Genomic DNA, 23159 nt, shown 5'->3' on the forward strand with positions numbered 1-23159 from the left:
GTAGGGGTTCCCCTACAGAACTTCGCGAAAATACGGTTATGATCGACCCCACTGAGTCTGCGCGGTTACGCGAGTGACCCGATGTAAGCGCGTAATCGACGCCCATCGCCTCACCCGGTCCAGCATGCCCAGTAAGTCGCCGGCTCGCCGAGTCGGGTTTTTAAGTGTGTTGGATAGAGGTGTGTGTGATGGCAACTGGTACTGTGAAGTGGTTCAACGACGCCAAAGGCTTTGGCTTCATCACTCAGGATGAGGGTGGTCCGGACGTGTTCGTGCATTTCCGTTCCATCCAGGGCAACGGCTTCAAGTCGCTTGCCGAGGGTCAGAAGGTGGAATACACCGTGACCCAGGGCCAGAAGGGCCCGCAGGCTGACAACGTCAATCCGAAGTAATGCCTTCGGGCTGCCTTGCGCCGCCCGCTCCTGCATGACTTTGACCCTCCCGGTGCTCTGCGCCGGGAGGGTTTTTTATATGACCGACAGCACACCCGACATCGTTACCTCGGCGCAGCCCCTCCGCATGACGGACGGCGCCTCGGCTGACCTCCTGATCTACCGGCCGGCCGCGGCCCCGCCGCGTGCCGCGCTGCTCTGGCTGCCCGCCATGGGTGTCGGCGCGCGCCACTACGATCTCCTTGCCCGTGCGCTGGCGGCGCGTGGGGTGGCCGTCGCCCTGCACGAGTGGCGCGGCCTGGGCTCCAGCGACCGACGTGCATCGCGCCGTGCAAACTGGGGTTACCGCGAATTGCTGGGCGACGACCTGCCGGCCAGCCTGGCCGCCCTGCGACGAGCGATACCGGAGGTGCCCGTCCACATCGGCGGGCACAGCCTTGGCGGGCAACTGGCTTGCCTCCTGGCGGCTACGTCCCCCCTGCCGCTAGCGGGCGTGATCCTGGTCGGCAGCGGAGCGCCATACTGGCGACGCTTCAAACCCTGGGTCGCGCTTGCCTACATGGCGGCGCCCGCGCTCGCGAACCTGGTCGGGCGACTGCCGGGTCGGCGGATCGGCTTCGGCGGCAACGAGGCGCGCGGGGTCATCGCCGACTGGGCGCGCAGCGGGCGTAAAGGCACGTATTCGGCACGCGGTCTTCGCCTCGACCTGGAAGGCGCGCTACGGGGCCAGAGGTCACCCGTGCTGGCCCTGCGACTCCAGGACGACTGGCTGGCCCCCGCGGCGTCACTGGATTTCCTGCTCGGCAAGATGCCGGATGCGCCAAGCCAGGTCCACCTCATGTCCCCGGCGGACCTGGACGGGCAGGCGGCGGATCATTTCACCTGGATGAAGGCGCCCGACGCGATCGCGCGTCGGATCGCCGATGGGTTATGAACCTGCCGTCAGGCCACTTCGGAGGTGGCCATCTCCCGCTCGCCGTCACGTCGTGCGCGGCGTGACGCGCTCCATGCCGGCACGTCCATGGCATCCCGGGCGACGCGGCACACCTCGATCAGCCGCGTCACGTCGTCGTCGCTCATGCCGGCATTGAGGGTAAGACGCAGCAGCGACCGGTTGACCGTGGTGGCCGGTGCGCTGAAGACCGAGCCGAACACTCCGTGGCGCTCCATGACGTCGCGCACCTTGCCGGTCAGCAATTCCTGTCCCGCTTCGAACGCCACGATCTGCTCGGTGCCGTCGGCGATCGGGTAACCCAGTTCGGTCAGTTCCGCGCGGACGTGTCGGGTGATCTGCCGCAAGCGCTGGCGTCGCCAGCCCTCGGTCTGGATCACCCGATGGGCCGCGGACAGGCCGGCCAGTTCGTGGGGAAGCAACGAGGAACTGAAGATGGCCGGCAACGCCTCGCACCCGAAGTAGTCCTTGAAGCGCGAGGTACAGGCGACGAAGCCCGCACGCGAGCAGTACGCCTTGGCCAGGCTGGCGGTGATGAAGTGCACGCGGTCGTTGAGCCCCAGGCTGGCCACCAGCCCCTCGCCGCGGCTGCCATGGGTGCCCAGCGAATGCGATTCGTCGACCACCAGCACGCAGCCGTGCGCCTGCGAGAGGTTGGCGATCGCCTCCAGCGGCGCGATGCTGCCGTTGGTGCTGTATACGGCGTCCACCACGACCACGCCTGGCCCATGCCGCAGCACCTGGCGCTCGAGGTGGCCCACGTCGTTGTGCAGCACCGGCACCGCCTTCGCCCCCGCGCTGCGGATACCTTCCCACAAGGACGCGTGTGCCAGCATGTCCACGTACACCGGCACCCGTTCGCCCGCGATGGATTGCAGCAAGCCGACATTGGCGGCGAAGCCCGATTGGGCGAGGATGCCGTCCTCGCTGCCCACCGCCCGGGCCAGTTCCGCCTCCACGCGATGCAACGGCTGATCGGCGTCCTGCTGGAACAGGGCGGACATCATCATGCCCAGGCCACCGGTAGCCAGGGCGTCGCGCTGCGCCTCGACGATCGCGGGATGGCCCGCGATGGCGAGGTAATCGTTGCTCTGGAGGATCAGGTCGCCCGCTTCGGGGCGGCGGCCTCGTAAAATGTGACGGCCGCCCCAGTCGATGGCGACGCGTTCGTTGTGAAATCGATCGACCCGCGTGGCGACGAAAGCGGGAAGCGCGGGCGCCCGGGTAACACGGTGCAGAACGGAAACGTTTTCCATGGTCATCTCTCTGTGATGTCATGGGCGATGAACGCGTCGCCGTTCACCGCGAACGACGCGCGCGCGCCAGCCTCGCCCAGGCGGGCGCGAATACGAGAGAGACCAAAGGAGGGGAGTCCTCCGGTCTCCGGCAATGCCAGAGAGACCGGGGACGGTAACGCGATTAGATGAATCGGGGCCGGCTGTCGGCCGCGAGGCTCAGGTCCTGCTCGCGGAGCCAGGTGCGGTACGACTTGACGTGCTGCAGGCGGAAACGCTCCACCTCGTCGATCAGGGCGTAGTAGTACCACTGCTCGCCGGACACCGCGGTGGCCGCATACATGTGGTTTTCCGGGTGCTCCACATCCTTGTGGTAGAACCCGTCGCGGGAGTTGAACCAGGGCAGGGCCTCGCCGCTGCGCAGGGCGTCCAGCACGGCGCCGGGCGCGCCCAGATCTGCCGCAATTTCATAGTGCGTTCGCAGGTCCTCGTCGGTCTGCACCAGCAGGAAACGCCCGATACCCCAGGCGTCCACCAGCAGCAGCCCGGTCGGGTTGCAGTGCACGTAGCACTCCACCGGCTGGAACGTGGCCGTGACGCTCTGCAATACCTCGCGGAACGCGGGGTCGCGCAGGAAGCGGAAATTGCCCAGGGCGAGGGTCTCGGCCACGAACGCGCTGGCGCGGTCGAAGTAGCGGCGCTGCAGCTCGACGATGGCGGTCTGCAGTTTTTCGATCGCCAGGGGATCGTTCTTGCGGATGAACCGGTCGATCACGCCCGAGTTGAAGGCGTCGATCGCCGTGGCGTCGTCGGCACGACCGGTGAGGAGGATCTTGCCGATGTGCGGGTTGGGCAGGCGCTTGCAGAAGGTGATGCCGTCCATCTCGGGCATGGCCTGGTCCACCACCACCACCGATATCTCGGCGAACCGTTCCGGGTCGTAGACCACGCGATGGATCGAGTCGATGTCCAGCGCCACCAGCTCTTGGGTTTCCGAGGGGCGGTCTTTCCAGCGGTACAGCCAGCCGCCGCCGGGGACGGGGCGGCTGCCGTTGTTTCCCAGCGTGGCCAGCGCGCTGCGCGGCGAACTGAAGGTGCGCACCCGGAACATGGGGTCGAGCAGGAGCGGGACCACATCGAGGTATTCCTCGTGGTCGTCGACGAGCAGGGTGGTCGTCGGGAAATGGAAAGGCTGGATGTCGCCCTGTGCGTTCAACGTCGTCACTGCCGGTCCCCGGGTTCCGAATGCGGGAAGGTCAGGGTGAATTCGGTGAACTCACCCAGTTCGGTACGGCATGCGATGCCACCGCCCATATGCTCCATCGCCGCGCGGCAAAAAGCGAGTCCTATTCCAAGGCCCGTGATGGCGCCGGTGCCGGCGCTGTCGCTGGAATAGGAATAAAACCGGTTGAAAACACGGGGAAGCACGTCCGCGGGGATGCCCGGGCCGGTGTCGTGCACGCGGATGCGGTTGACGCCCTCGGCGGGTTCGATGAACACACGGATCTCGCCCTTGCCCGCGCGATCGGTATGAAAAAGTGCATTGCGCAGCAGGTTGAACAGCACGTGGACCACCAGGCTTTCTTCGCCGTACAGGGGGAAATCGCCCAGGGGCGACAGGGTGATGCGATCGCGCTCGGAGCGCGATCCGTACGGAAAACGCCGCAGGGCCTGCTCCACGCACTCGCGCGCCTGCAGGCGCGACAGGGGCACTTCGCCGATCGGCCTTGCCGACAGCAGCAGCATGTCGATGATGGTGTTGGCGTAGGTGACCTCACGCTCCATCACGCCGATGCTTCGTTCCAGCGCATGCAGGTTCTGCGCACGCACTTCGGGTACGGCCAGGCCTTCGCCCTCGGCAAGCCGGTGGCTGCGGATCAGGTCCGGCATGTAGCGAGCCACGGCTCGCGCGGCGATGCGCAGCGAGCCCAGCGGCGTGCGCAGCTCATGCGCGATGTTGTTGGATGCGGCGGTGAGGGCGTCGATACGCGATTGCTCCGCCATGTTGGACGACACGGTGCACGTGGCGCCGCCGACCATGCCGAACAGCAGCAGCGGGATGTACTCCAGCATGGTCCGCGTATGCAGGTGGGCTTCCGGCGACAGCACGAAGACCAGCCCCGCCAGCACGCTGCCCAGCGAGAACACCAGCAGGAAGCTGACCAGGTCGAACAGCATCATCAGCAGCATGACGCACGCGAGGTGGGTCATCAGCCATGCCGGGGTCGCGTTGCGCAGGGTCATGTAGCCCACGAAGAACGGCATGGACACCGTCATCGCGAAGTACCAGTAGGTCGGCAGGTGCGTGCGCAGGCGCCGTGGCCACCACGGCAGCAGCGCCAGCGGAATGAAGGTGGCGCTGCAGATCAGCCGCATGGGCAGGTTTTCGTAGGGCTGGGGAAACAGGTAGGCCCAGACCGGGTAATACACCGCCAGGCAGAAACTGCCGACGACGCCGATCGCCACCATCTTCGGCTGCGAGTAGCGCGTGCGCAGGAACATGGTGGTTTCGAAACGTGCCATGGCCCGTACCAGCAGCCACCAGCGCATGCGCAGGAAGCCCTGCGGCCCGCTGGGTTTGTCGGTAGGCGTGGCCATGGTGGGTCCGGCGTCGGTCATGGTCAGCGGTACTGCCGGTGGCAGGCCTGGCAGGCATCGCCGATCGGCTTGAGGACGGTGGCCAGGGCATCGCAACTGGCCGGTGCGGCGATGCGCGCGGCATCCACGGCCCGGCCCAGGGTGTCGCCGGCGGTGAAGAAGGGGGCATCCATGTCGGGAAAGGCGTCGCGGATATCGCCGGCGGAGACGCGCAGGGCGGCCAGTTGCCCGGCCGACACCTTGGCATCGCACCGCCTTGCCCGCACGTTGGCTCGCAGTACTCCCATGCGATGTTGCATCACGGCCATGACGCCGTCGTGGAACGGTGTCCCCTGGTGGAGGGCGGACAGCGCGAAGGTCGCGCCCATCGCGCCGACCACGAGGCCGAGGATGACGAGGAGCAACGCACGCATGGGGGATCCCTGGCCTGGCACGGTCGTCAGCATAGCTGACGGCTCCGTTCTTTCAATATGAGACCATGAGCACAGTCCTTTTCCCTGGAAATCATGTGGGTACCGCACAGGCGGAACGCTTCGCCGGCATCGAGCGCCTGTACGGGCGCGGCAGCCTCGACCGCCTCGCCCAGGCGCATGTATGCGTCATCGGCGTGGGCGGCGTGGGCTCGTGGGCGGCGGAAGCCCTGGCGCGTAGCGGCATCGGCCGGTTGACGCTGATCGATGGCGACGATGTCTGCCTGTCCAACACCAATCGCCAACTGCACGCGCTGGACGGCCAGTACGGCCGGCCCAAGGTGGGTGTCATCGCCGAACGTGCCCATGCGATCAGCCCGACGATCCGGCTGGAGGCCATGGAGCGTTTCCTCACGCCATCCAGCCTGGACGAGCTGCTGGACCGCAACTACGACGTGGTGATCGATGCCTGCGACGCCCTCAAGGTGAAGCTGGAGACCATCGTCTGGTGCCGCCGTCGCAAGCTGCCCCTGGTGACGGTGGGCGCGGCGGGTGGCCGCACCGACCCCACGCAGGTGCGCGTGCGCGACCTGTCGCGCACCGAGCACGACGCCATGCTCAGCATGATCCGGAAGAAGCTCCGCCAGGAGCACGGCTTCCCGCGCAACCCCGATCGCTTTTTCGGCGTATCCGCGGTGTATTCCTTGCAGAACGTGCGCTACCCACAGCCCGATGGCAGCGTCTGCGGCGTGCGACCCTCCGGCAGCGACGCGGTGAAGCTCGATTGCGGCGGTGGCCTGGGCGCCGCCACGCACGTCACCGGCGCCTTCGCCTTCGCCGCCGTGGGCAAAGCCCTCGAAAAGCTGACCACCCCCTGATCCCGCCGCCACCCGCGCCCAGCCCGCCCGCCGGCGCACGGGGTAGGAGCGCACGATGTGCGCGAACCCCGCCTACCGGCACCCCCCAACGACCCCCAACGCCACCCCCAGCCGCCCGATATCCTCCTCAGCCCCCAGGCACAGCCGCACGCCCATCCCGTGCGTCGAAGGATCGCCATAGCCGGCCGGGTTACCGACCCTGACCCCCCGTGCCAGAAGGCGCTCCGCGAAGGCCTCCGCATCGGCGCATGGCAGCCACGCATGCAGGCTGGCGCCGGAGGTCACCAGGTCCGGCCCCACGACCTGGCGGGCAAGGGCCGCACGCTCCCGCATCGCCGATTGCAGGGCCTGGTTCAGCGCCAGGGCGGTGCCATCCCGCATCCAGCCGGCGACCACGGCCGGCAGCCAGCCCGGCAAGCCGTCGGTGGCGCGGCGGAGCGGTTCCACGCAGGCCGCAAGGAGCGCCGGGTTCGGTAGTTGCAGCCAGCCGACGCGCAGGCCCGGCCCAAGCAGCTTGCCGACACCGCCCGCATGCAGGGTGCGGTGGGGCACCAGGGTGGCGAACGGCGGCAGCGCCTCGTCGGTGCCGTGCACCAGATGGCTGTACACGTCGCCCTCGATGATCCAGAGCCCCCGTCGCTCTACCACCTCAGCGAGGTCCAGGCGCCGCTGCAGGGGCAGCGTGAGGGTGGTCGGGTTGTGCAGGGTCGGCTGCACGTACACGACGCGGCTGTGCGAACGTGCCGCCACGGCGTCGAGTGAATCCGGCAGCATGCCGTGCTCGTCCATGGCTACATCGACACATCGGGTTCCCATGCCCGACGCGAGGTCGCGGAAGCCGTGGTACGTAAGGGTATCGACCATCACCGTCGACGCCTCCCCCTCGGCGACAAGGCACGCCAGCGCCAGCCACAGCGCGTGGCGCGCGCCCAGGGTGAGCACGAGGTGGTCGGGATCGGCGGCGGCGTGTCCGCCGATACGGGTCATCCACTGCGCGATCGCCTGGCGCGTCGGCGCCGCACCCTGCGGATCGGGATAGGCCAGCGTGTCGGGACCCACGGTCGCGGGGGCCAGTGCCTCGGCCAACCGGGCGGCCACCGGGGTTCGCAGGGGGTAGTTCACGGCCAGGTCGTAGGACGGATGCATGGCCCGATTGTAGGCATGCCGGTTACGCTACGCGGCATGTGGTGCGTCTATCTCATCGAATGCCGCAACGGCGCCTGGTACGCGGGGATCACCAACGATCTCGACGCCCGCTATGCGGCGCATGTGGCCGGCAAGGGCGCGCGCTATACCCGGGCCAATCCGCCCGTGCGCCTGCTGGGCTCGCGGCCGTTCGCCGACCGGGCCGAGGCCTCACGGGCCGAGTGGGCGGTGAAACGGCTGCCGCGGGCGAAGAAGCTGGCATGGCTGGACGCATCGCCGCCCGATCCGGCCGGCTGAGCGCAGGGGTCTTCACGCTGCGTACGATGCACTTTCGGCGCCGGAAAGGCACACTGTTCACGATCATTCGCCAGGGAGCTCCACGCACATGGAGACGCGCAAGCACACCAGGGTTACGCCCGATTGGTACCGCTGGATCGCCGAGTCGCTCGCCGCGGGCAACGCGCCGGCCGATATCCTGGCCACGATGCGCGACCACCAGTTCGATACCGGCATCGCGCGCAGTGCCATCAGCGATGCCTTGTTCGGCGCGGCCGGGCCGGGCGGCGAACCGTCGGTGGCGGCCACGCCCCACGTCTCGCGACTCGCCCAGGGCCACATCCTGCACGCCCCCGACCGCGATATCCGCGTGCTGTTGCGTATCGCACGGCCCGTGGTCGCGTTGCTCGACGGCGTGCTCGACGATGCGGAGTGCGACCAGCTGATGCACATGGCGCAGGTTCGCCTGGAACGCTCCGCCGTGGTCTCGCCGGAATCCGGGGCCAACACCGTCATGGATATCCGCACGAGCGAAGGCGCGTTCTTCCAGCGTTCGGAGAATCCGCTGATCCAGCGCATCGATGCACGGGCCGCGGCCATCATGGGCCTGAGCGAGGAGCACGGTGAAGGCCTGCAGGTGATGCGTTACGGCATCGGTGGTGAATACGTTCCCCACTACGATTATTTCCCGCCGGAGGAAAAGGGCAGCGAGGTTCCGCTGCGGCAAGGCGGCCAGCGGGTGTCCACGCTGATCATGTACCTGGCGGATGTCGAAGCGGGCGGGGAAACCATCTTCCCGCGCATCGACTTCAGCTACGTGCCGCGCAAGGGGCAGGCGTTGTATTTCGAGTACACCGACGCCGACGGGGCACTCGATGTGCTGTCGCTGCACGGCGGCGCACCGGTGATCCGTGGCGAGAAATGGATCGTCACCAAGTGGATGCGCGAGCGCCCGTTCCCCGGTTGATCGAACGGGCGTGAACCGTGACCTCTGGCCTATATCGGCATGAAGGGCCCAGCCCGCAATCTTTCCGGATTGCAGGGGAGGGTGGTCGATGCGCCGCAAGGCAGCCAGGGTGGTTCGTTTCGTCGCGGCGGTGGCGCTGCTCGGCATTGCCGGCGCATGGGCGCAGGATGTCGTTCCTGTAGCTCCCGTCGCTCCGCCCGTGCCGGCCTCCGCCAGCACCGTTGCCGCGGCGCCGCAGCTTCCCGCCGAGATTCCCTTCGCATCGCCACATGCCGGCTTCGTCCGCACGCCCAGCGCGCCCGAGGCGTGGGGCGGTGCCCGCAAGGGCGACGAGGCCACGCTGTCCGACCGCGTCGTGTCCTACCGCATCCAGGCGCGGCTCGATCCGGTCAAACACACGGTGGACGGCCAGCAGCAGCTGACGTGGCGCAATCGCAGCGATCGTCCGGTGTCGTCGGTGTTCCTGCATTTGTATCTCAATGCCTTTGAAGGCGAGGGCAGCCTGTTCTTCACCGAGCGCAACGTGCTCGCCGGTGCCGGCGGTTCGCGCGGCGCGGCCGAAGTGAAGAAGGGCGAATGGGGCTACATCGATCTGGGCAGGTTGGAGCAGGACGGTGCCGCACTGTCGTGGCGCTACGTGCACCCGGATGGGGGCCCCACGACGGACCACACCGTGGTGCGGGTCGACCTGGCCCGGCCGGTGGCGCCGGGTGCCAGCGTCACGCTCGACATGTCGTTCCACAGCCAGCTGCCCCGGGTGATCGAGCGCACCGGCTATGTCGGCTCGTTCCACCTGGTGGGGCAGTGGTTTCCCAAGATCGGCGTGCTCGAACTGGCCGGGGAGCGCGGCGCGACGGCGCCGCGCTGGAATGTGCACGCGTTCCATTTCAACAGCGAGTTCTACGCCGACTTCGGCGAGTACGACGTCCACATGACCGTGCCCAAGGGCTACGTGGTCGGTGCCACCGGCGAACAGCAGGGCGAGCCGGTGCCGGAAGGCGACGCGCTCACCTGGCACTTCATCCAGGCCGACGTGCACGACTTCGCCTGGATGGCCGCGCCCGGCTACCGGACGATGGACGGCGAATGGCGCGGCCCGGGCAGCCCGACGGTGAAGGTGCGCGTGATCTACCCACCCGAATACGCGGCCACCGCGAAGCCGGTGCTGAAGGCCACCATCGACGCGCTCGGCTGGTTTTCGTCCACGCTGGGCCCTTACCCATACAAGACCGTGACTGCGGTGGTGCCGCCGTTCAACGCCTCGGAAGCGGGCGGCATGGAATACCCCACCTTCTTCACCGCGGACAGTTACACCCGCGTGCCGGCGAAGACGATCGACGAGTACATGCTGGATTTCGTCACCGTGCACGAGTTCGGCCACGGCTATTTCTACGGCCTGATCGCCTCGAACGAGTTCGAGGAGCCGATGCTCGACGAGGGCCTCAACGAATACTGGGACGAGCGCATGCTGCGCGCGCGCAACCAGCCGGTCTATGTGACCACGCCGTTTTGGCGGTTTTTCGGCATCGAGCCGGCGCTGCCGGTTTTCATGCTCGAGCGCATGGCGGCGATGCTGTCGCGGCCGGCCGACGCGCTGGGCGCGAACTCGTGGGACCGCCTGTCCAGTGCGACGTACGGTACGGTGTATTCGCGTACCGCCACGGCCCTGCACGACCTGGAGGAACGGCTGGGCAAGCCGGCGACGGAGAAGGCCTTCAGGGATTACTACGCGACCTGGCGCTTCCGCCACCCGTCGATCGGCGATCTGCAGGCGTCCCTGGCGGCCTCCACCGGGCAACCGGCCGTGGTGGCGCAGGTGTTCGACCAGTACGTGTACGGCACCGACCGTATCGACGACCGCGTCAGCGACATCGCCAGCGAGGAAGTGCTGCCGCTGGCGGGCACCGCCATGATCGGCGGCAAGCGCGTGGAAACCAGCGGCGACGACAACGACGCGGCTGTCGAGCGCCAACGCGACGCCTGGAAAAAAGCCCACCCCGGTGCGGCGAAGGGACTGGGCCCGTTCCCGTGGAAAACCACGGTGACCCTCTGGCGGGATGGTGCTCCGGTACCGCAGACACTCAAGGTCACCTTTGCCGACGGCAGCGTGGAAACCGCGCACTGGGACGACACGCGGCGCTGGGCACGCTTCGTCTTCATCCGGCCGGCCAAGGGTGTCTCGGCCGAACTGGACCCTGCCCGCATCCTTTACCTCGATGCCAACAAGCTCAACGACAGCCGTACCGTCGAGGCCGACCACGCCGCTTCCCATCGCTGGAGTGCCGACGTCGCGGCACTCCTGCAAGGGTTCTACGCCTTGCTGGTGACCCTATGAACGCCCGTACCAAGCGATCGACCGCCGCGGCCCTGGGTAGTGGCTTGATTGGCGGCCTGCAATGGCGGCTGATGCTGCTCTGGGTGGCGATCACGCTGCTGCCGACGCTGGTGGTGGCGTTGCCGCTGTGGAGCGTTCTCGACGACATGACCGGACATTCGGTGCATGCGGGTGCCTGGGCGCGTCATTTCGATGGCCTGTTCTTCGCCGATGCCTTGGCCACGGTGCAGCGCAGTACCTGGACCGGTTCCGCCTTCGCCGCCGGCGTGATCCTCACGCTGGTCTTTTCCCCGTTCCTGACGGGGATGGTGGTCGCTGGCGGCCGGGCCGGTCGTACGCTGGGCTTCGGGGGGCTGTTGCAGGGTGGCGCCGCGGAGTACGGGCGCATGCTGCGCCTGCTGCCGCTCTCGCTGTTTCCCTATGGACTGGTAGTGCTGCTGTCGCAGGGTGTGACGTCATTCGCGGACGAGCGCGTCGAGGCGTCGTCGCTGCCGTCGACGGCCGACCTTTACCAGAACGGGGCTCTTGCCCTGACCGTGCTCGGTTTCGTGGTCGCGCAGGTCCTGGTCGAATCGGCGCGGGCCCAGTTCATCGCCGATACCGCGTTGCGTTCGTCGCTGCTCGCCTTCTTCCGTGGTATCGCACAGTTCGCGCGACGGCCGTTCGCCAGCCTGTCGGTGTACCTGGCGATTACCCTGCCATGCGCGGGGGTGGCCGTTCTCATCGCCGCGTGGCGCGGGCATACGGTGGCCGTGGGCGGGGCGTGGTTCGTCGCGTTTCTTATCGTGCAACTGGGCGTGGTGGCGATCGCCTGGATGCGCACCGCACGCCTGCTGGCGCTGGCCGGTCTGGTCGGCACCCACCCACAGCGCCGCCGTACCGATTTCGCTGCGCGCGTCTAGCCGGCGCGACGCAGTTCGCGATGGGGCGGGTAGTAGGCGAACAGGTGGGTGGCGCCGCCGAGGAAATCGATGTTGTCGATATGCTCGCCGCCGAGCCGCTCGGCCACGTGGTCGGAGGCCTCGTTGCCGATGCGCACCAGACTGATGACGCGCTGGGCGTGCATCTGGTTCCAGGCGAAGGCGAGGATGGCTTCGCCCGCTTCCGTCGCGTAGCCATGGTGGCGGTGCTCGGGTTTCAGCATCCAGCCCAGTTCCAGGTCGGGCCAGCCTTCGGGTTTCATCAGGCCGGCGCGGCCGATGAACTCGCTGGTGTCCTTCAGCTCCATGGCCCACATGCCGCAGCCGCGCAGGGCCCAGTGGCCCAGCAGCATGGCCATGGAACGCCAGGCGTTCATGCGGTCCAGGGGCTGGCCGTCACCGATCCACCGGGTGCTTTCGGCGTCCGCGAGCATGCGCGCGTAATCGTCGAAATGCTGTTCGGTCAGGGCGGTGAGCCGCAGGCGCGGCGTTTCCAGGACGGGGATATCGGATAGGGGCATGAAGGTGACCAAGGGAGTCAGCCGAGCAGGGCGGCCAGGGCACGCGTCGAGCGTGTGAGGCTTTCCTGCCAGGACAAGCCGGTTATTTTCTCACCACTTGCCGCGTCGTTAAAGCTTTCTTCCTGGCCGGGCGCGAGCAGGTGGCGGTAATCCACCGTGATTTCATCGCCTTGGACCAGATCCCTCGCGGCGAAGATGAACCCCAGGTGCCATAGCCCGGTAGGCTCGAAGCTGTGGTTGACGTAGCACTCGTCGGGCCACTCGGGAGAGACGGTGTAGTGGTCCTCGAACCAGCGCGCGGCGGCGTGGAGGTCGGCCGACAGGGACGCGGAGGCCATGATCTCGTCCCAACGGTGGGTACGGTCGATGGCGTCGGGCGCGGTGACGATGCGCCCGGCGGGAACGTCTTCGTCGAGAAAAAGACCCTTGCCGGCGCCGGGAATGGCGGAGGCGGCGATGCGGTAACGCGGCACGATCATCGGATCATCTGGCCCCAGGTCCGCCGGCAGGGCTGAAGCGCCGCCGGCATGGGGCGCGAGTGTAGCGCGTTCCGCCGGCGGCGTAAGGGTCGGGCTCAGTCGTCGGCGTCGGCACCCTTGGCGCGGGCGGCCCGGGCCGGCCGGGACTTCTTGCCCGGTTTGCCGTCGTCCACCTGGATGGCCTCGCGGTTGCGGTCGACCAGCGCCTGGCCGATGCCCTTGACCTCGGTGAGCTGGTCGGCGGATTCGAAGGGGCCATGGGCTTCCCGCCAGGCCACGATGGCCTGGGCCTTGGCCAGCCCGACGCCGTCCAGCGACTGGGCGAGGACGGGCGCGTCGGCCGTGTTCACGTTCACCGGCGTGGAGGCGAGGGTGGACGAAGAGATCATGAGGCCCGCGAGGGCGAGGATGAGACGATTCACGGTGTGCTTCCTTCGATGGCGCGTCGCATGACGCCCGGGCACTGTGCGGTGCGCCTGCGCACGCGCGAACCGGCGCGGGCGGCGCCGTGGCGTGCGCCTTCGCAGCGCCCGCCCGCCGCCCGCGCCGACGGCGCGAAGGGCCGTTCCGTCGGCGCTGTTACAATCGCCGCTTGTCCACCTGAAGCCGCCCGCCATGGATACCTCGCGCATCACCTCCTTCGTCAGTGCCCTCTGGAATGCGGAAATCGTCCCGCAGCTGGTCGAGTACATCCGCATTCCCAACAAGTCGCCGATGTTCGACGCGCAGTGGCGGGAACACGGTTACATGGACCAGGCGGTGGACCTGATGGAGCGCTGGGCGCGTGCGAAGCTGCCGGCCTTCGAAGGTGCCACGCTCGAGGTAGTGCGCCTGGAAGGCCGCACGCCGCTGATCTATATCGACGTGCCCGCCCAGGGCGTGACCGGCAAGGCCACCGACGAAACCGTCGTGCTCTACGGCCACCTCGACAAACAGCCGGAGATGACGGGCTGGGCCGAGGATCTCGGCCCGTGGCAGCCCGTGATCAAGGGCGACAAGCTCTACGGTCGTGGCGGCGCGGACGACGGCTACGCCATTTTCGGCTCGCTCGCCGCCCTGCTGGCGCTGCGCGAACAGGGCGTGCCGCATGCCCGCTGCATCATCCTGATCGAGGCCTGCGAGGAATCGGGCAGCTACGACCTGCCGCATTACGTCGATCACCTGGCCGGCCGCATCGGCAACCCGGCCCTGGTGGTCTGCCTCGACTCCGGCTGCGGCAACTACGATCAGCTGTGGCTGACCACGTCGCTGCGCGGCATGACCGGCGGCAACCTGACCGTGCAGGTCCTCGAGGAAGGCGTCCATTCCGGCGACGCATCGGGCGTGGTGCCGTCGAGCTTCCGCATCCTGCGCGACCTGCTCAGCCGCCTGGAGAACCCGCAGACCGGCGAGATCGTGCCGCGCGAGCTGTATGTCGAGATCCCGGCCCAGCGTATCGAGCAGGCCCGCCGTTCGGCCGAGGTCCTGGGCACTGCCATCTACGACAAGTTTCCCTTCGTCGAAGGCATGCAACCGGCCACCGTCGACCTGAGCGAACTGGTGCTCAATCGCACCTGGCGGCCGCAGCTGGCGGTGACCGGCGTGGGTGGCATGCCCCCGCTGGACAGCGCCGGCAACGTGCTGCGCCCGAAGACCTCGGTGAAGCTGAGCCTGCGCGTGCCGCCGACCCTCTCGGGAGCGGAGGCCGGCGCATTCCTCAAGCAGCTGCTTGAGAAGGATCCGCCCTACGGCGCCCGGGTCAGCTTCGATCTGGAGAAGGATGGCAGCGGCTGGAACGCGCCCGCCCTCTCACCCTGGCTCGAGGATGCCGTGGCGCAGGCTTCGCAGCATTACTTCGGCGCGCCCGCCGCGTACATGGGCGAAGGCGGCAGCATCCCGTTCATGGGGATGCTCGGCGACAAGTTCCCGCAGGCGCAGTTCCTCATCACCGGTGTGCTGGGGCCGCACTCCAACGCCCACGGTCCGAACGAATTCCTGCATATCCCCACGGGCAAGAGGGTGAGCATGGTCGTGGCCGATGTCGTCGCGCGCCACTTCCAGGAAGCCTCGAAGGCATGACCGACGGTACGGGCACCTTCGCCGATCGCCTCGCGGGCGTGCGTGGTGCCATGGCCGCCGCATGCGCGGCGGTGGGACGCAATCCGGCGGAGGTCACCCTGCTGCCGGTCAGCAAGACGTTCGGTGCCGACGTGGTGCGCGAGGCCGTCGCCCTCGGCCTGCGCCGGTTCGGCGAAAACAAGGTCCAGGAGATCCAGGCGAAAGCGGCCGAGCTGGCCGCCGAGGCCCTCGACTGGGTCGTCATCGGCCACCTGCAGACCAACAAGGCCAAGCCGGTGGCGCGCCTGGTGAGCGAGGTGCAGTCGCTGGACCGCCTCGACCTGGCCGTGGCGCTCGACAAGGCGTTGCAGGCGCAGGGCAGGGCGATCGACATCCTGGTGCAGGTCAAGACCTCCCGGGAAGAGAGCAAGTTCGGACTGGCCCCCGAGGCGCTGCCCGCGTTCCTGGAACAGTTGCGTGCCTTCGACTCGTTGCGCGTCCGTGGTCTGATGACCCTGGCGGAAGCGTCCGACGATGAGGCGGTGGTCAGGCACTGTTTCCGCACGTTGCACATGTGCCGCGAGACGGGCCGTCAGGCGGGCCATGCACTCGACCGGCTTTCCATGGGCATGAGTGGCGATTTTGCTCTGGCGATCGCGGAAGGCAGTACGGAAGTACGCGTCGGCAGCGCCCTTTTCGGGGCACGCACCTACGCCCAGTGACGGCTTACGGAGCCCGCTAAAGGGCTATTCGCGTGATTTCGTGCTCACATATGTGAAGCCAAGTACTTCTATGTGTTCAGGTTTCCGTCTCGCAGCCCGCATTTTTGTGCGACTTGCATGAATGTTTCCTAGGACAAGCCGCTTTTAACTTTATGCCAACAACAAGGCCGTCGTCGTTTGGTAACTTCACCACTCGTTCACGGTCGTCTCACCTTCACGGCGGCTTAACTTCACGATGAATAGGCCTTATCGCTCATGCATTTAAAGCGACTGACCGCTCTCGCGTTAGCCTCCTGCTGCATCGCTTCCGTCACACCCGTCATGGCCGACACCGTCGCCGCTCCACAGGGTCTTGACCAGTCCGCAACGCTGCTCCTCACCGATCTTCCCGTGTTCGCACCGGCGAACGCCCTGGCCCAGTCGGCCATTCCGGACATCGCTTCGCTCACCGCCCCGAAGGCGTCGCTCACCGCCCCGAAATCCACCGCCGCGGTCGCTGACACCACGTCCTCCGACGACGATTCCCTGGCCGACGACGAAGACGACGACAGCGTCGTTGCCGCCGCCTCCGCCAAGCTCGCCGGCCACGTCGATGGCCATGCCCGCGAGGCCCTGCTTTCTTTCGCGATGAAACTGCGCGATATCCGCTACCACCGTGGTGGCCGCGCTCCGTCCACCGGCTTCGATTGCAGCGGTTTCGTCCGCTACGTCTTCGCCCACAGCATCGGCCTCGACCTGCCGACCAACTCGGCCAGCCAGTTCCTCGCCGGCCTCAAGGTCAAGCGCAACGAAATGAAGACGGGCGACCTGGTGTTCTTCCGCACCCGCGGCAAGGCCATCTCGCACGTCGGCATGTACATCGCCAACGGCCAGTTCATCCACTCCCCGTCGGCGGGCAAGACGGTTCGCGTGGACAGCCTCAACGAGGCCTACTGGTCCAAGCACTTCGCCGGCGCCAAGCGCCCCGAAGGTATCGCCAAGATCTGACGGGTACCCTTCAACGTATTTTCCGAAACGGTATGCTCCGGCATGCCGTTTTTTTTGGCTCATCGCGGATTGCAGTGGTGGGCTCGCCTTCGGCACCGCGTTTAGCCTTGGCGTCTCGGAGCAAGAGCCGGCGGGTGCCACCCAGGCGTGGCACCGAGGGGGCTACCCGCCGGCTCTTCGCGCCACACCGCACGCCGCAAAAAAGCAACTGCGAAGCCGAAGGCGACCCATCCCCGGTAATCCGCGATGAGACTTTTTTTGTCGGAATCTAGACGCCGACCAGGGTCAGGTTGTCGACGACGAGGATATCCATGTAGTCCGGGGATAGCGCCACGGCCTCGATGCGAAGGCCTTCCGGGTGCGACTCCTGGATAAGGTTTCGTCCTTTGGTCAGCGAGATCCATTTTTCAGAGAAGGTCGCGTCTTCCGGGTTATCGACAAGATGATCGTAAAGCTGGATGTAGAGCTGACCCGCCGCAGGCGAGAAAACATCCAGGATGACGGCTGAGGCGCGTCGCGACGTAAATGACAGGCCGCAAAACGGATCTGCATTTCCCCCTGCCTGGACCATGGTCAGCTGGTTCCCGTCCCGCTCGGTGATCGGTGTGACGACGGCGTGGCCTTCCACGGCCTCGATGGTCAACCAGCCGGTGATCACAGGATGGTCAGGCACGATCCAGGTGCCGGCGGCCAGGGTATCGAAGTCCTCGACCAGGGTGGACTGTGTGTTGTTGACCGACTTGCCGCCGCGCGCGCGGCGCGGATTGATGAATCCCATGTCCCTCTCCTTTCATGGCAGCCACTCCATGCAGCCGGCTGCAGAGCTGTGCAACGTCATGTTGCCGTTCGCATTGTCCGCGCCGGTCGCCGGTCCGGCCATATATCGGGCGTCGTAAGGGAATCAGGGGCAAATCCGGCGCGATCGGCGCTATCCTTTTGGATATGGCAGGCTATCCCGGTCACATCCCGCTCCGATCCCGCGGCTCATCGTCATCGCCGCGCTATGGCCTTGCCCGCGTGCTGTCCAAACGCGGTGTATGTTCGCGCAGTCAGGCTGAAAAAGCCGTGCGGGAAGGGCGGGTACGCGTCGATGGCAACGTCGTACGCGATCCGGAGTGGCCGATCGCCGGGCACGAGCAGATCGCCTTCGATGGGATCGGGGCCGATGCCGCGGAGAAGGTCTACCTGGTACTGAACAAGCCGCGCGGCATCGTCGTCTCCGCCGCCGACGAGCGCGGACGCGACACGGTGTATTCATTGTTTGAGGGGGCCGGCCTGCCGTGGCTGGGACCGGTGGGGCGCCTGGACAAGGCCAGCGAGGGTCTGCTCCTGCTCAGCAACGACACCGTATGGGCCGCCGGAATCACGGAGCCGGCCACGCATGTGGCGAAGACCTATCACGTGCAGGTGCGCGGGCAGCCGGATGCGCCGACCCTCGCGGCGATGCGGGACGGCGTCGACGACGGCGGCGAGCGATTGCGCGCGGTCGCCGTTTCGTTACTTCGCCAGGGCGAGCGCACGGCATGGCTGGAAGTGACACTGGACGAAGGGCGCAACCGGCATATCCGCCGTCTGGTGAGTGCCCTGGGTTTCGATGTGCAGCGCCTGGTCCGGGTCGCGATCGGTACGCTCGAACTCGGCGACCTGGCCAAGGGCGCGTGGCGACACCTCACCGCGACGGAAGTCGCCGCATTGCGGCGACTTCCGTAGGGTTTTCTCAGGCTGCCAGGATGCCCAGCTTCCTGGCTACCCGGGTGAACGCCGCGATGGCGTGATCCAGGTGCTCGCGCGTGTGCGCCGCGCTCATCTGGGTGCGGATGCGCGCCTTGCCCTGCGGCACCACCGGGAAGAAGAACCCCGTGACATAGATGCCCTCGTCGAGCAGGTCGGCCGCCATGGCCTGGGCCTGCTTGGCGTCGTAGATCATCACCGGCACGATGGGATGCTGGCCGGGACGGATGTCGAAACCCGCTTCGGTCATCTTCTCGCGGAAATAGCGCGTGTTCTCCTTCACCTTCTCGCGCAGGTCGCCCGCGGCGTCCAGCATGTCGAAGACCTTGGTACCCGCCGCCACCACATGCGGTGGCAGTGAATTGGAGAACAGGTACGGCCGCGAGCGCTGGCGCAGCAGTTCGATCACCTCGCGGCGGCCGGTGGTGAAACCGCCCAGCGCGCCACCCAGGGCCTTGCCCAGCGTGCCGGTGATGATGTCGATCCTGTCGAGCACGCCATGTACCTCGGCCGAGCCGCGGCCGGTGTCGCCAAGAAATCCGGTGCAATGGCATTCGTCGATGTGCACGAGGGCGCCGTACTTCGCCGCCAGCGCGGTGATCTCGGCCAGCGGGGCCACGAAGCCGTCCATCGAGAACGCGCCGTCGGTAGTGATCAGCTTGGTCCGCGCGCCGGCCGCGTCGGCCGCCTGCAACTGGGCTTCCAGATCGGCCATGTCGCAGTTGGCGTAGCGGAACCGCTTGGCTTTGCACAGCCGGATGCCGTCGATGATCGACGCATGGTTGAGAGCGTCGGAGATGACCGCGTCTTCCTCGCCCAGCAGCGGTTCGAACAGCCCGCCGTTGGCGTCGAAACAGGCGGCGTAGAGGATGGTGTCCTCCTTGCCGAAGAACGTGGCGATCTTCGACTCCAGTTCCTTGTGCAGGTCTTGCGTGCCGCAGATGAAGCGCACGCTGGCCATGCCGAAGCCATGGGTGTCCAGCGCATCCTTGGCGGCCTGGATCACCTCGGGGTGGTCGGCCAGGCCCAGGTAGTTGTTGGCGCAGAAGTTGAGGACGGAACGGCCGTCCTCGAGGGTGATCCGCGCCGACTGCGGCGAGACGATGATGCGCTCGCGCTTGAACAGTCCCTGCTCGCGGATGGCGTCGAGTTCGCTGGCGAAACGTGTCTGGCCCGGGTAGGTCATGTCCATGAGCACACCACCTTGCCGCAGTGACCCGCGTCCATCAGGTCGAAGCCGCGCTGGAAATCGTCGATGGCGATCTGATGGGTCAGCACCTTCTGCAGCGGGAAGCCGGTGAGTACCATCTGGGTCATCTTGTACCAGGTCTCGTACATCTTCCGGCCGTAGATGCCCTGCAGGGTGAGGCCCTTGAAGATCACCTTGTCCCAGTCGATGCCGGCGCCGCGCGGCATGATGCCCAGCATGGCGATCTTGCCGCCGTGGTACATGCAGTCGAGCATGTCGCCGAAGGCGCGCGGGTTGCCGCTCATCTCCAGGCCCACGTCGAAGCCTTCGATGTGCAGGTCCTTCACGGTGTCCTTCAGCGACTGCTTCGACACGTTGACCACGCGCGTGGCCCCCATGTCGGCGGCCAGCTTGAGCCGGTAGTCGTTCACGTCGGTGACCACCACGTTGCGCGCGCCCACGTGCTTGGCGATACCCGCGGCGATGATGCCGATGGGGCCGGCGCCGGTTATCAGCACGTCTTCGCCGATCAGGTCGAATTCCAGCGCGCAGTGCGCGGCGTTGCCGTACGGGTCGAAGAAGGCGGCCAGCTCGGAGGGCACCTGGTCCGGGATCGGCCAGAGGTTCGAGGCGGGCATGGTCATGTATTCGGCGAAGGCGCCGTTGCGGTTCACGCCGATGCCGGTGGTGTTCGGGCACAGGTGCTGGCGGCCGGCACGGCAGTTGCGGCAGTGGCCGCAGACGATGTGCCCCTCGGCGGAGACACGGTCGCCGATGGCGTAGCCGGTGACGCCGGGGCCGATCTCGGCCACGCGGCCGACGAACTCGTGGCCGATGGTCAGCCCCGGGGTGATCGTGCGCTGGGACCATTCATCCCATTTGTAGATGTGCAGGTCGGTACCGCAGATGGCGGTTTTCTCGATCTTGATCAGGACTTCGTTCGGGCCGGGCTGCGGCACCGGCACTTCTTCCATCCAGATGCCTTGTTCGGGCTTGCGCTTGACCAGCGCCTTCATCGTCTGCTGCATGGGCTTCACAGGGTTCCGTGCGGGGAAGGTCCGGGGGCGGACCCAAACCGCGATTATAAGGCCGCCATCGATCCGGTCGTGGTGCGCCGCGCCATTGCCACGACCGCCCCGCCGCCTCTATGGTCGGGTCCGCTTTGGGCAAGACCGACAGGGGCACCGATGATGGGAATGCGAACGATGATGCTGGGCGCGGCCATGGCGCTGGGCCTGGATGCGAAGGCCGACGAAGGCATGTGGCTGCCATCGCAGCTGCCCTCGCTTGCGAAGAACCTCAAGGAGGCCGGCTTCCGCGGCAACCCGAACGATCTCGCCGATCTCACCCGCGCGCCGTTGAACGCGGTGGTCCGGATCGGCGGCGGCACCGGGGCGTTCGTCTCGTCCGACGGCCTGGTGCTGACCAACCACCATGTGGCCTTCGGGGTGATCCAGTACAACACGCGGGCGGACCGCGACCTGATCACCGACGGCTTCGTGACGCCCGACCGTGCGGGCGAACTGCCGGCCAACCCCGATTACCGTCTCCGCGTGACCGTCGGCTTCGACAAGGTCACCGACCGCATCCTGGCCGCCGCGCGCGGTACCACGGGCAGGGCGTACTACGACGCCGTGGATGCCGCCAGCAAGTCGCTCGTCGCCGAGTGCGAAGCGGAGGCCGGCATCCGCTGCAGCGTCTCGACGATGTTCTACGGCCGCGACTTCTACCTCGTGCGCCAGCTGGAACTGCGCGATATCCGGCTGGTGTACGCCCCGCCGCGCGCCATCGGCAACTACGGCGACGAGATCGACAACTTCGTCTGGCCGCGCCATGCGGGCGACTTCACGGTGCTGCGCGCCTACGTGGGCAAGGACGGCAAGCCGGCCGATTTCTCGCCGGACAACGTGCCCTACCACCCGCCCTCCCATCTGCAGATAGCTACCGAGGGCGTGGCGGAGGGCGACTTCGTCATGTTGGCCGGCTATCCGGGCACCACGTACCGCCATCGCACCGCGGCCGAGTTCGCCGATCAGGTGCAGTGGCGGCTGCCCACCGCGGTGACCGTGCTCAAGGCCTTGCAGGACGTGATCGAAGCGCAGGGCAAGACTGACAAGGACGCGGGCATCCGCTATGCGTCGCAGTTGCAGTCGTTGAAGAACAGCATCAAGCGTTTCAGCGGCGAGCGCGAAGGCCTTGAGCGGAGCGACGCGGTGGCCGTGCGTGGCGAGGACGAAGCAGCCACGCTGGCGTGGCTGGCTACCCAGCCGGACGCGAAGGCGTTGCGGCCCTCGATCGATCAGGTCATGGCGTTGATCGCGCAGGGCAAGGACGTGCGCGAGCGCGACCTGCTGGTCGGCCTGTTGTCGGCGCAGACCCAGTTGATGCGTGGCGCGCTGTCGATCGATCGACTGTCGGTGGAACGGCGCAAGGATGACGCGGCGCGCGAATCCGGCTACCAGAAGCGCGACGAGGAGATGATCCACAGCCAGCTGCGGCAGATCCAGCGCCGCTACGATCCCGCCGTGGAAAAGGCGCTGGTCGGCACGTTGATGACACGCTATCAGCAGCTGCCCGACGCGCAGCGCCTGCACGAGCTGGACACCGTGTTCGGCCGCACGCCTGCCGAACTGACCCGGGCGCTGGACCGCCTCTACGCGGCTACCCGCCTGGGCGACGATGCCCAGCGCGAACGCCTGTTCGCCGCCACACCGGATACGATCGAGCATGACGACGACGCCCTGCTGGTCGTCGCTCGCGCACTTCGCCCCGCGTTGTTGCGCATGGAGGATGAGAAGAAGGCGCGAGAGGGTGACCTCATGCGCCTGCGGCCGGCGTACATGCAGGCGCTGGTGGCGTATCGCCAGAGCCAGGGCAAGGCGGTCTATCCCGATGCCAACTCCACCCTGCGGGTCAGCTACGGCAAGGTGACGCCGCTGGCGGCGCGCGATGCCGTGAGCTACGCGCCGGTCACCACCGTGCAGGGTATTGTCGAGAAGAACACCGGACGGTTCCCGTTCGATGCGCCCAAGCCGCTCATCGACGCGATCCGCAAGGCCGACTTCGCGGGCTATGCCGATCCACGTACAGGCGCCATGCCGGTCGACTTCCTCAGCAACCTCGACACCACCGGTGGCAACTCGGGCTCGCCCGTGGTGAACGCGAAGGGCGAACTGGTCGGGCTGAACTTCGACAGCAACTGGGAGGCCGTCAGCGCCAGCTGGATGTACGACCCGCGCTACAAGCGCGCCATCCATGTCGACATGCGCTACATGCGCTGGCTGATGGACAAGGTGTACCCGTCGCCGGCATTGCTGGAGGAACTGGGGGTTCCCGCGGCCCATGCGCCGGCGCACCCATGACCTCCGGCACATAGCCCCTCGC

Annotated in this window: 23 protein-coding genes; 12 read left to right on the plus strand and 11 right to left on the minus strand. The window is 67.1% G+C overall.

Going from position 1 to position 23159, the window contains the following annotated elements:
- Nucleotides 1-188: 188 nt before the first annotated feature.
- Entirely contained in the window at nt 189-392 is a 204-nt protein-coding gene (gene cspE / locus AB8808_RS06760; RefSeq protein ID WP_369927863.1) for a transcription antiterminator/RNA stability regulator CspE, read from the plus strand.
- A 79-nt stretch (nt 393-471) separates the two neighbouring features.
- Nucleotides 472-1326 carry an alpha/beta hydrolase family protein gene (locus tag AB8808_RS06765; RefSeq protein WP_369927865.1) on the plus strand — a complete coding sequence of 285 codons (855 nt, stop codon included), beginning with the start codon at nt 472-474 and terminating at the stop codon, nt 1324-1326.
- Between the two features lie 8 nt (nt 1327-1334).
- Here AB8808_RS06765 and cqsA read toward each other — a convergent pair whose 3' ends face one another.
- The 4 genes from cqsA to AB8808_RS06785 all read right to left on the minus strand — a co-directional run bounded on the left by cqsA (nt 1335) and on the right by AB8808_RS06785 (nt 5590).
- Nucleotides 1335-2600, minus strand: coding sequence for an alpha-hydroxyketone-type quorum-sensing autoinducer synthase (gene cqsA / locus AB8808_RS06770; RefSeq protein ID WP_369927868.1), 1266 nt, complete (start codon nt 2598-2600; stop codon nt 1335-1337).
- A 163-nt stretch (nt 2601-2763) separates the two neighbouring features.
- Nucleotides 2764-3804: a response regulator gene (locus AB8808_RS06775; RefSeq protein WP_369927870.1), complete on the minus strand. Its 1041-nt coding sequence runs from the start codon at nt 3802-3804 to the stop codon at nt 2764-2766.
- Nucleotides 3801-5198, minus strand: a complete 1398-nt coding sequence (locus AB8808_RS06780; protein ID WP_369927872.1) for a sensor histidine kinase — start codon at nt 5196-5198, stop codon at nt 3801-3803. Before AB8808_RS06780 ends, AB8808_RS06775 begins: the two co-directional genes overlap by 4 nt.
- A 2-nt stretch (nt 5199-5200) precedes the next feature.
- Nucleotides 5201-5590 (minus strand): cytochrome C, encoded by a 390-nt coding sequence (locus AB8808_RS06785; RefSeq protein WP_369927875.1) that lies wholly within the window; start codon nt 5588-5590, stop codon nt 5201-5203.
- Nucleotides 5591-5685: 95 nt separating this feature from the next.
- Here AB8808_RS06785 and AB8808_RS06790 point away from each other — a divergent pair, with 95 nt between their 5' ends.
- Nucleotides 5686-6465, plus strand: a complete 780-nt coding sequence (locus AB8808_RS06790) for a tRNA threonylcarbamoyladenosine dehydratase (RefSeq protein WP_369927877.1) — start codon at nt 5686-5688, stop codon at nt 6463-6465.
- Between the two features lie 72 nt (nt 6466-6537).
- Here the strand turns inward: AB8808_RS06790 and AB8808_RS06795 are convergent, their stop codons facing one another.
- Complete coding sequence (locus AB8808_RS06795) at nt 6538-7611, minus strand: aminotransferase-like domain-containing protein (RefSeq protein WP_369927879.1); 1074 nt, start codon at nt 7609-7611, stop codon at nt 6538-6540.
- A 15-nt stretch (nt 7612-7626) separates the two neighbouring features.
- Between AB8808_RS06795 and AB8808_RS06800 the strand changes: the two genes are divergently transcribed.
- The 4 genes from AB8808_RS06800 (at nt 7627) to AB8808_RS06815 (ending at nt 12091) form a co-directional block, all read left to right on the plus strand.
- Nucleotides 7627-7908: a GIY-YIG nuclease family protein gene (locus AB8808_RS06800; protein WP_369927881.1), complete on the plus strand. Its 282-nt coding sequence runs from the start codon at nt 7627-7629 to the stop codon at nt 7906-7908.
- A gap of 88 nt (nt 7909-7996) precedes the next feature.
- Nucleotides 7997-8854 (plus strand): 2OG-Fe(II) oxygenase, encoded by an 858-nt coding sequence (locus AB8808_RS06805; RefSeq protein WP_369927883.1) that lies wholly within the window; start codon nt 7997-7999, stop codon nt 8852-8854.
- Nucleotides 8855-8942: 88 nt separating this feature from the next.
- Nucleotides 8943-11189 carry a M1 family metallopeptidase gene (locus AB8808_RS06810; protein WP_369927886.1) on the plus strand — a complete coding sequence of 749 codons (2247 nt, stop codon included), beginning with the start codon at nt 8943-8945 and terminating at the stop codon, nt 11187-11189.
- Complete coding sequence (locus AB8808_RS06815; protein WP_369927888.1) at nt 11186-12091, plus strand: hypothetical protein; 906 nt, start codon at nt 11186-11188, stop codon at nt 12089-12091. The genes AB8808_RS06810 and AB8808_RS06815 overlap by 4 nt, the downstream gene beginning before the upstream one ends.
- Here the strand turns inward: AB8808_RS06815 and AB8808_RS06820 are convergent.
- The 3 genes from AB8808_RS06820 to AB8808_RS06830 form a co-directional block, all read right to left on the minus strand.
- The gene (locus AB8808_RS06820) at nt 12088-12630 is read right to left on the minus strand and encodes a GNAT family N-acetyltransferase (RefSeq protein ID WP_369927890.1); all 543 of its coding nucleotides are present in this window, start codon (nt 12628-12630) and stop codon (nt 12088-12090) included. The genes AB8808_RS06815 and AB8808_RS06820 overlap by 4 nt on opposite strands.
- 17 nt (nt 12631-12647) lie before the next feature.
- Entirely contained in the window at nt 12648-13109 is a 462-nt protein-coding gene (locus AB8808_RS06825) for an SET domain-containing protein-lysine N-methyltransferase (RefSeq protein WP_369927892.1), read from the minus strand.
- Between the two features lie 95 nt (nt 13110-13204).
- Complete coding sequence (locus tag AB8808_RS06830) at nt 13205-13531, minus strand: ComEA family DNA-binding protein (protein WP_369927894.1); 327 nt, start codon at nt 13529-13531, stop codon at nt 13205-13207.
- A gap of 193 nt (nt 13532-13724) precedes the next feature.
- On the opposite strand from AB8808_RS06830, the gene AB8808_RS06835 reads away from it, so the two are divergent.
- The 3 genes from AB8808_RS06835 (at nt 13725) to AB8808_RS06845 (ending at nt 16855) form a co-directional block, all read left to right on the plus strand.
- Nucleotides 13725-15167: a M20 family metallopeptidase gene (locus AB8808_RS06835; protein WP_369927897.1), complete on the plus strand. Its 1443-nt coding sequence runs from the start codon at nt 13725-13727 to the stop codon at nt 15165-15167.
- Entirely contained in the window at nt 15164-15868 is a 705-nt protein-coding gene (locus tag AB8808_RS06840) for a YggS family pyridoxal phosphate-dependent enzyme (protein WP_369927899.1), read from the plus strand. The genes AB8808_RS06835 and AB8808_RS06840 overlap by 4 nt, the downstream gene beginning before the upstream one ends.
- A 321-nt stretch (nt 15869-16189) precedes the next feature.
- Nucleotides 16190-16855, plus strand: coding sequence for a C40 family peptidase (locus AB8808_RS06845; protein ID WP_369927901.1), 666 nt, complete (start codon nt 16190-16192; stop codon nt 16853-16855).
- A gap of 268 nt (nt 16856-17123) precedes the next feature.
- Here AB8808_RS06845 and AB8808_RS06850 read toward each other — a convergent pair whose 3' ends face one another.
- Entirely contained in the window at nt 17124-17633 is a 510-nt protein-coding gene (locus tag AB8808_RS06850) for a hypothetical protein (protein ID WP_369927903.1), read from the minus strand.
- Between the two features lie 164 nt (nt 17634-17797).
- Here AB8808_RS06850 and AB8808_RS06855 point away from each other — a divergent pair, with 164 nt between their 5' ends.
- A complete protein-coding gene (locus AB8808_RS06855) occupies nt 17798-18565 on the plus strand; it encodes a pseudouridine synthase (protein WP_369927905.1) in 768 nt (255 codons plus the stop codon).
- A gap of 7 nt (nt 18566-18572) precedes the next feature.
- On the opposite strand, the gene kbl is transcribed toward AB8808_RS06855, so the two are convergent.
- Together kbl and tdh are read right to left on the minus strand one after the other, a co-directional pair.
- Nucleotides 18573-19772: a glycine C-acetyltransferase gene (kbl, locus tag AB8808_RS06860; RefSeq protein ID WP_369931336.1), complete on the minus strand. Its 1200-nt coding sequence runs from the start codon at nt 19770-19772 to the stop codon at nt 18573-18575.
- A complete protein-coding gene (gene tdh, locus AB8808_RS06865; RefSeq protein WP_369931337.1) occupies nt 19769-20791 on the minus strand; it encodes an L-threonine 3-dehydrogenase in 1023 nt (340 codons plus the stop codon). Before tdh ends, kbl begins: the two co-directional genes overlap by 4 nt.
- A gap of 174 nt (nt 20792-20965) precedes the next feature.
- On the opposite strand from tdh, the gene AB8808_RS06870 reads away from it, so the two are divergent.
- Nucleotides 20966-23137 carry a S46 family peptidase gene (locus tag AB8808_RS06870; RefSeq protein ID WP_369931338.1) on the plus strand — a complete coding sequence of 724 codons (2172 nt, stop codon included), beginning with the start codon at nt 20966-20968 and terminating at the stop codon, nt 23135-23137.
- Nucleotides 23138-23159: the final 22 nt, after the last annotated feature.

Source organism: Xanthomonas sp. NCPPB 2632 (assembly GCF_041228075.2).
GTDB lineage: Bacteria > Pseudomonadota > Gammaproteobacteria > Xanthomonadales > Rhodanobacteraceae > Luteibacter.

Bases quoted from the DNA above. Each gene is read 5' to 3' on its own strand.
- AB8808_RS06800 (WP_369927881.1), top strand. From the start codon at position 7,627: ATGCCGGTTACGCTACGCGGCATGTGGTGCGTCTATCTCATCGAATGC.
- AB8808_RS06825 (WP_369927892.1), bottom strand. From the start codon at position 13,109: ATGATCGTGCCGCGTTACCGCATCGCCGCCTCCGCCATTCCCGGCGCC.
- AB8808_RS06845 (WP_369927901.1), top strand. From the start codon at position 16,190: ATGGCCGACACCGTCGCCGCTCCACAGGGTCTTGACCAGTCCGCAACG.
- cqsA (WP_369927868.1), bottom strand. From the start codon at position 2,600: ATGGAAAACGTTTCCGTTCTGCACCGTGTTACCCGGGCGCCCGCGCTT.
- AB8808_RS06765 (WP_369927865.1), top strand. From the start codon at position 472: ATGACCGACAGCACACCCGACATCGTTACCTCGGCGCAGCCCCTCCGC.
- AB8808_RS06810 (WP_369927886.1), top strand. From the start codon at position 8,943: ATGCGCCGCAAGGCAGCCAGGGTGGTTCGTTTCGTCGCGGCGGTGGCG.
- AB8808_RS06840 (WP_369927899.1), top strand. From the start codon at position 15,164: ATGACCGACGGTACGGGCACCTTCGCCGATCGCCTCGCGGGCGTGCGT.
- AB8808_RS06805 (WP_369927883.1), top strand. From the start codon at position 7,997: ATGGAGACGCGCAAGCACACCAGGGTTACGCCCGATTGGTACCGCTGG.
- AB8808_RS06795 (WP_369927879.1), bottom strand. From the start codon at position 7,611: ATGCATCCGTCCTACGACCTGGCCGTGAACTACCCCCTGCGAACCCCG.
- AB8808_RS06855 (WP_369927905.1), top strand. From the start codon at position 17,798: ATGGCAGGCTATCCCGGTCACATCCCGCTCCGATCCCGCGGCTCATCG.
- AB8808_RS06785 (WP_369927875.1), bottom strand. From the start codon at position 5,590: ATGCGTGCGTTGCTCCTCGTCATCCTCGGCCTCGTGGTCGGCGCGATG.
- kbl (WP_369931336.1), bottom strand. From the start codon at position 19,772: ATGACCTACCCGGGCCAGACACGTTTCGCCAGCGAACTCGACGCCATC.
- cspE (WP_369927863.1), top strand. From the start codon at position 189: ATGGCAACTGGTACTGTGAAGTGGTTCAACGACGCCAAAGGCTTTGGC.
- AB8808_RS06815 (WP_369927888.1), top strand. From the start codon at position 11,186: ATGAACGCCCGTACCAAGCGATCGACCGCCGCGGCCCTGGGTAGTGGC.
- AB8808_RS06835 (WP_369927897.1), top strand. From the start codon at position 13,725: ATGGATACCTCGCGCATCACCTCCTTCGTCAGTGCCCTCTGGAATGCG.
- tdh (WP_369931337.1), bottom strand. From the start codon at position 20,791: ATGAAGGCGCTGGTCAAGCGCAAGCCCGAACAAGGCATCTGGATGGAA.
- AB8808_RS06870 (WP_369931338.1), top strand. From the start codon at position 20,966: ATGGGAATGCGAACGATGATGCTGGGCGCGGCCATGGCGCTGGGCCTG.
- AB8808_RS06780 (WP_369927872.1), bottom strand. From the start codon at position 5,198: ATGACCGACGCCGGACCCACCATGGCCACGCCTACCGACAAACCCAGC.
- AB8808_RS06850 (WP_369927903.1), bottom strand. From the start codon at position 17,633: ATGGGATTCATCAATCCGCGCCGCGCGCGCGGCGGCAAGTCGGTCAAC.
- AB8808_RS06820 (WP_369927890.1), bottom strand. From the start codon at position 12,630: ATGCCCCTATCCGATATCCCCGTCCTGGAAACGCCGCGCCTGCGGCTC.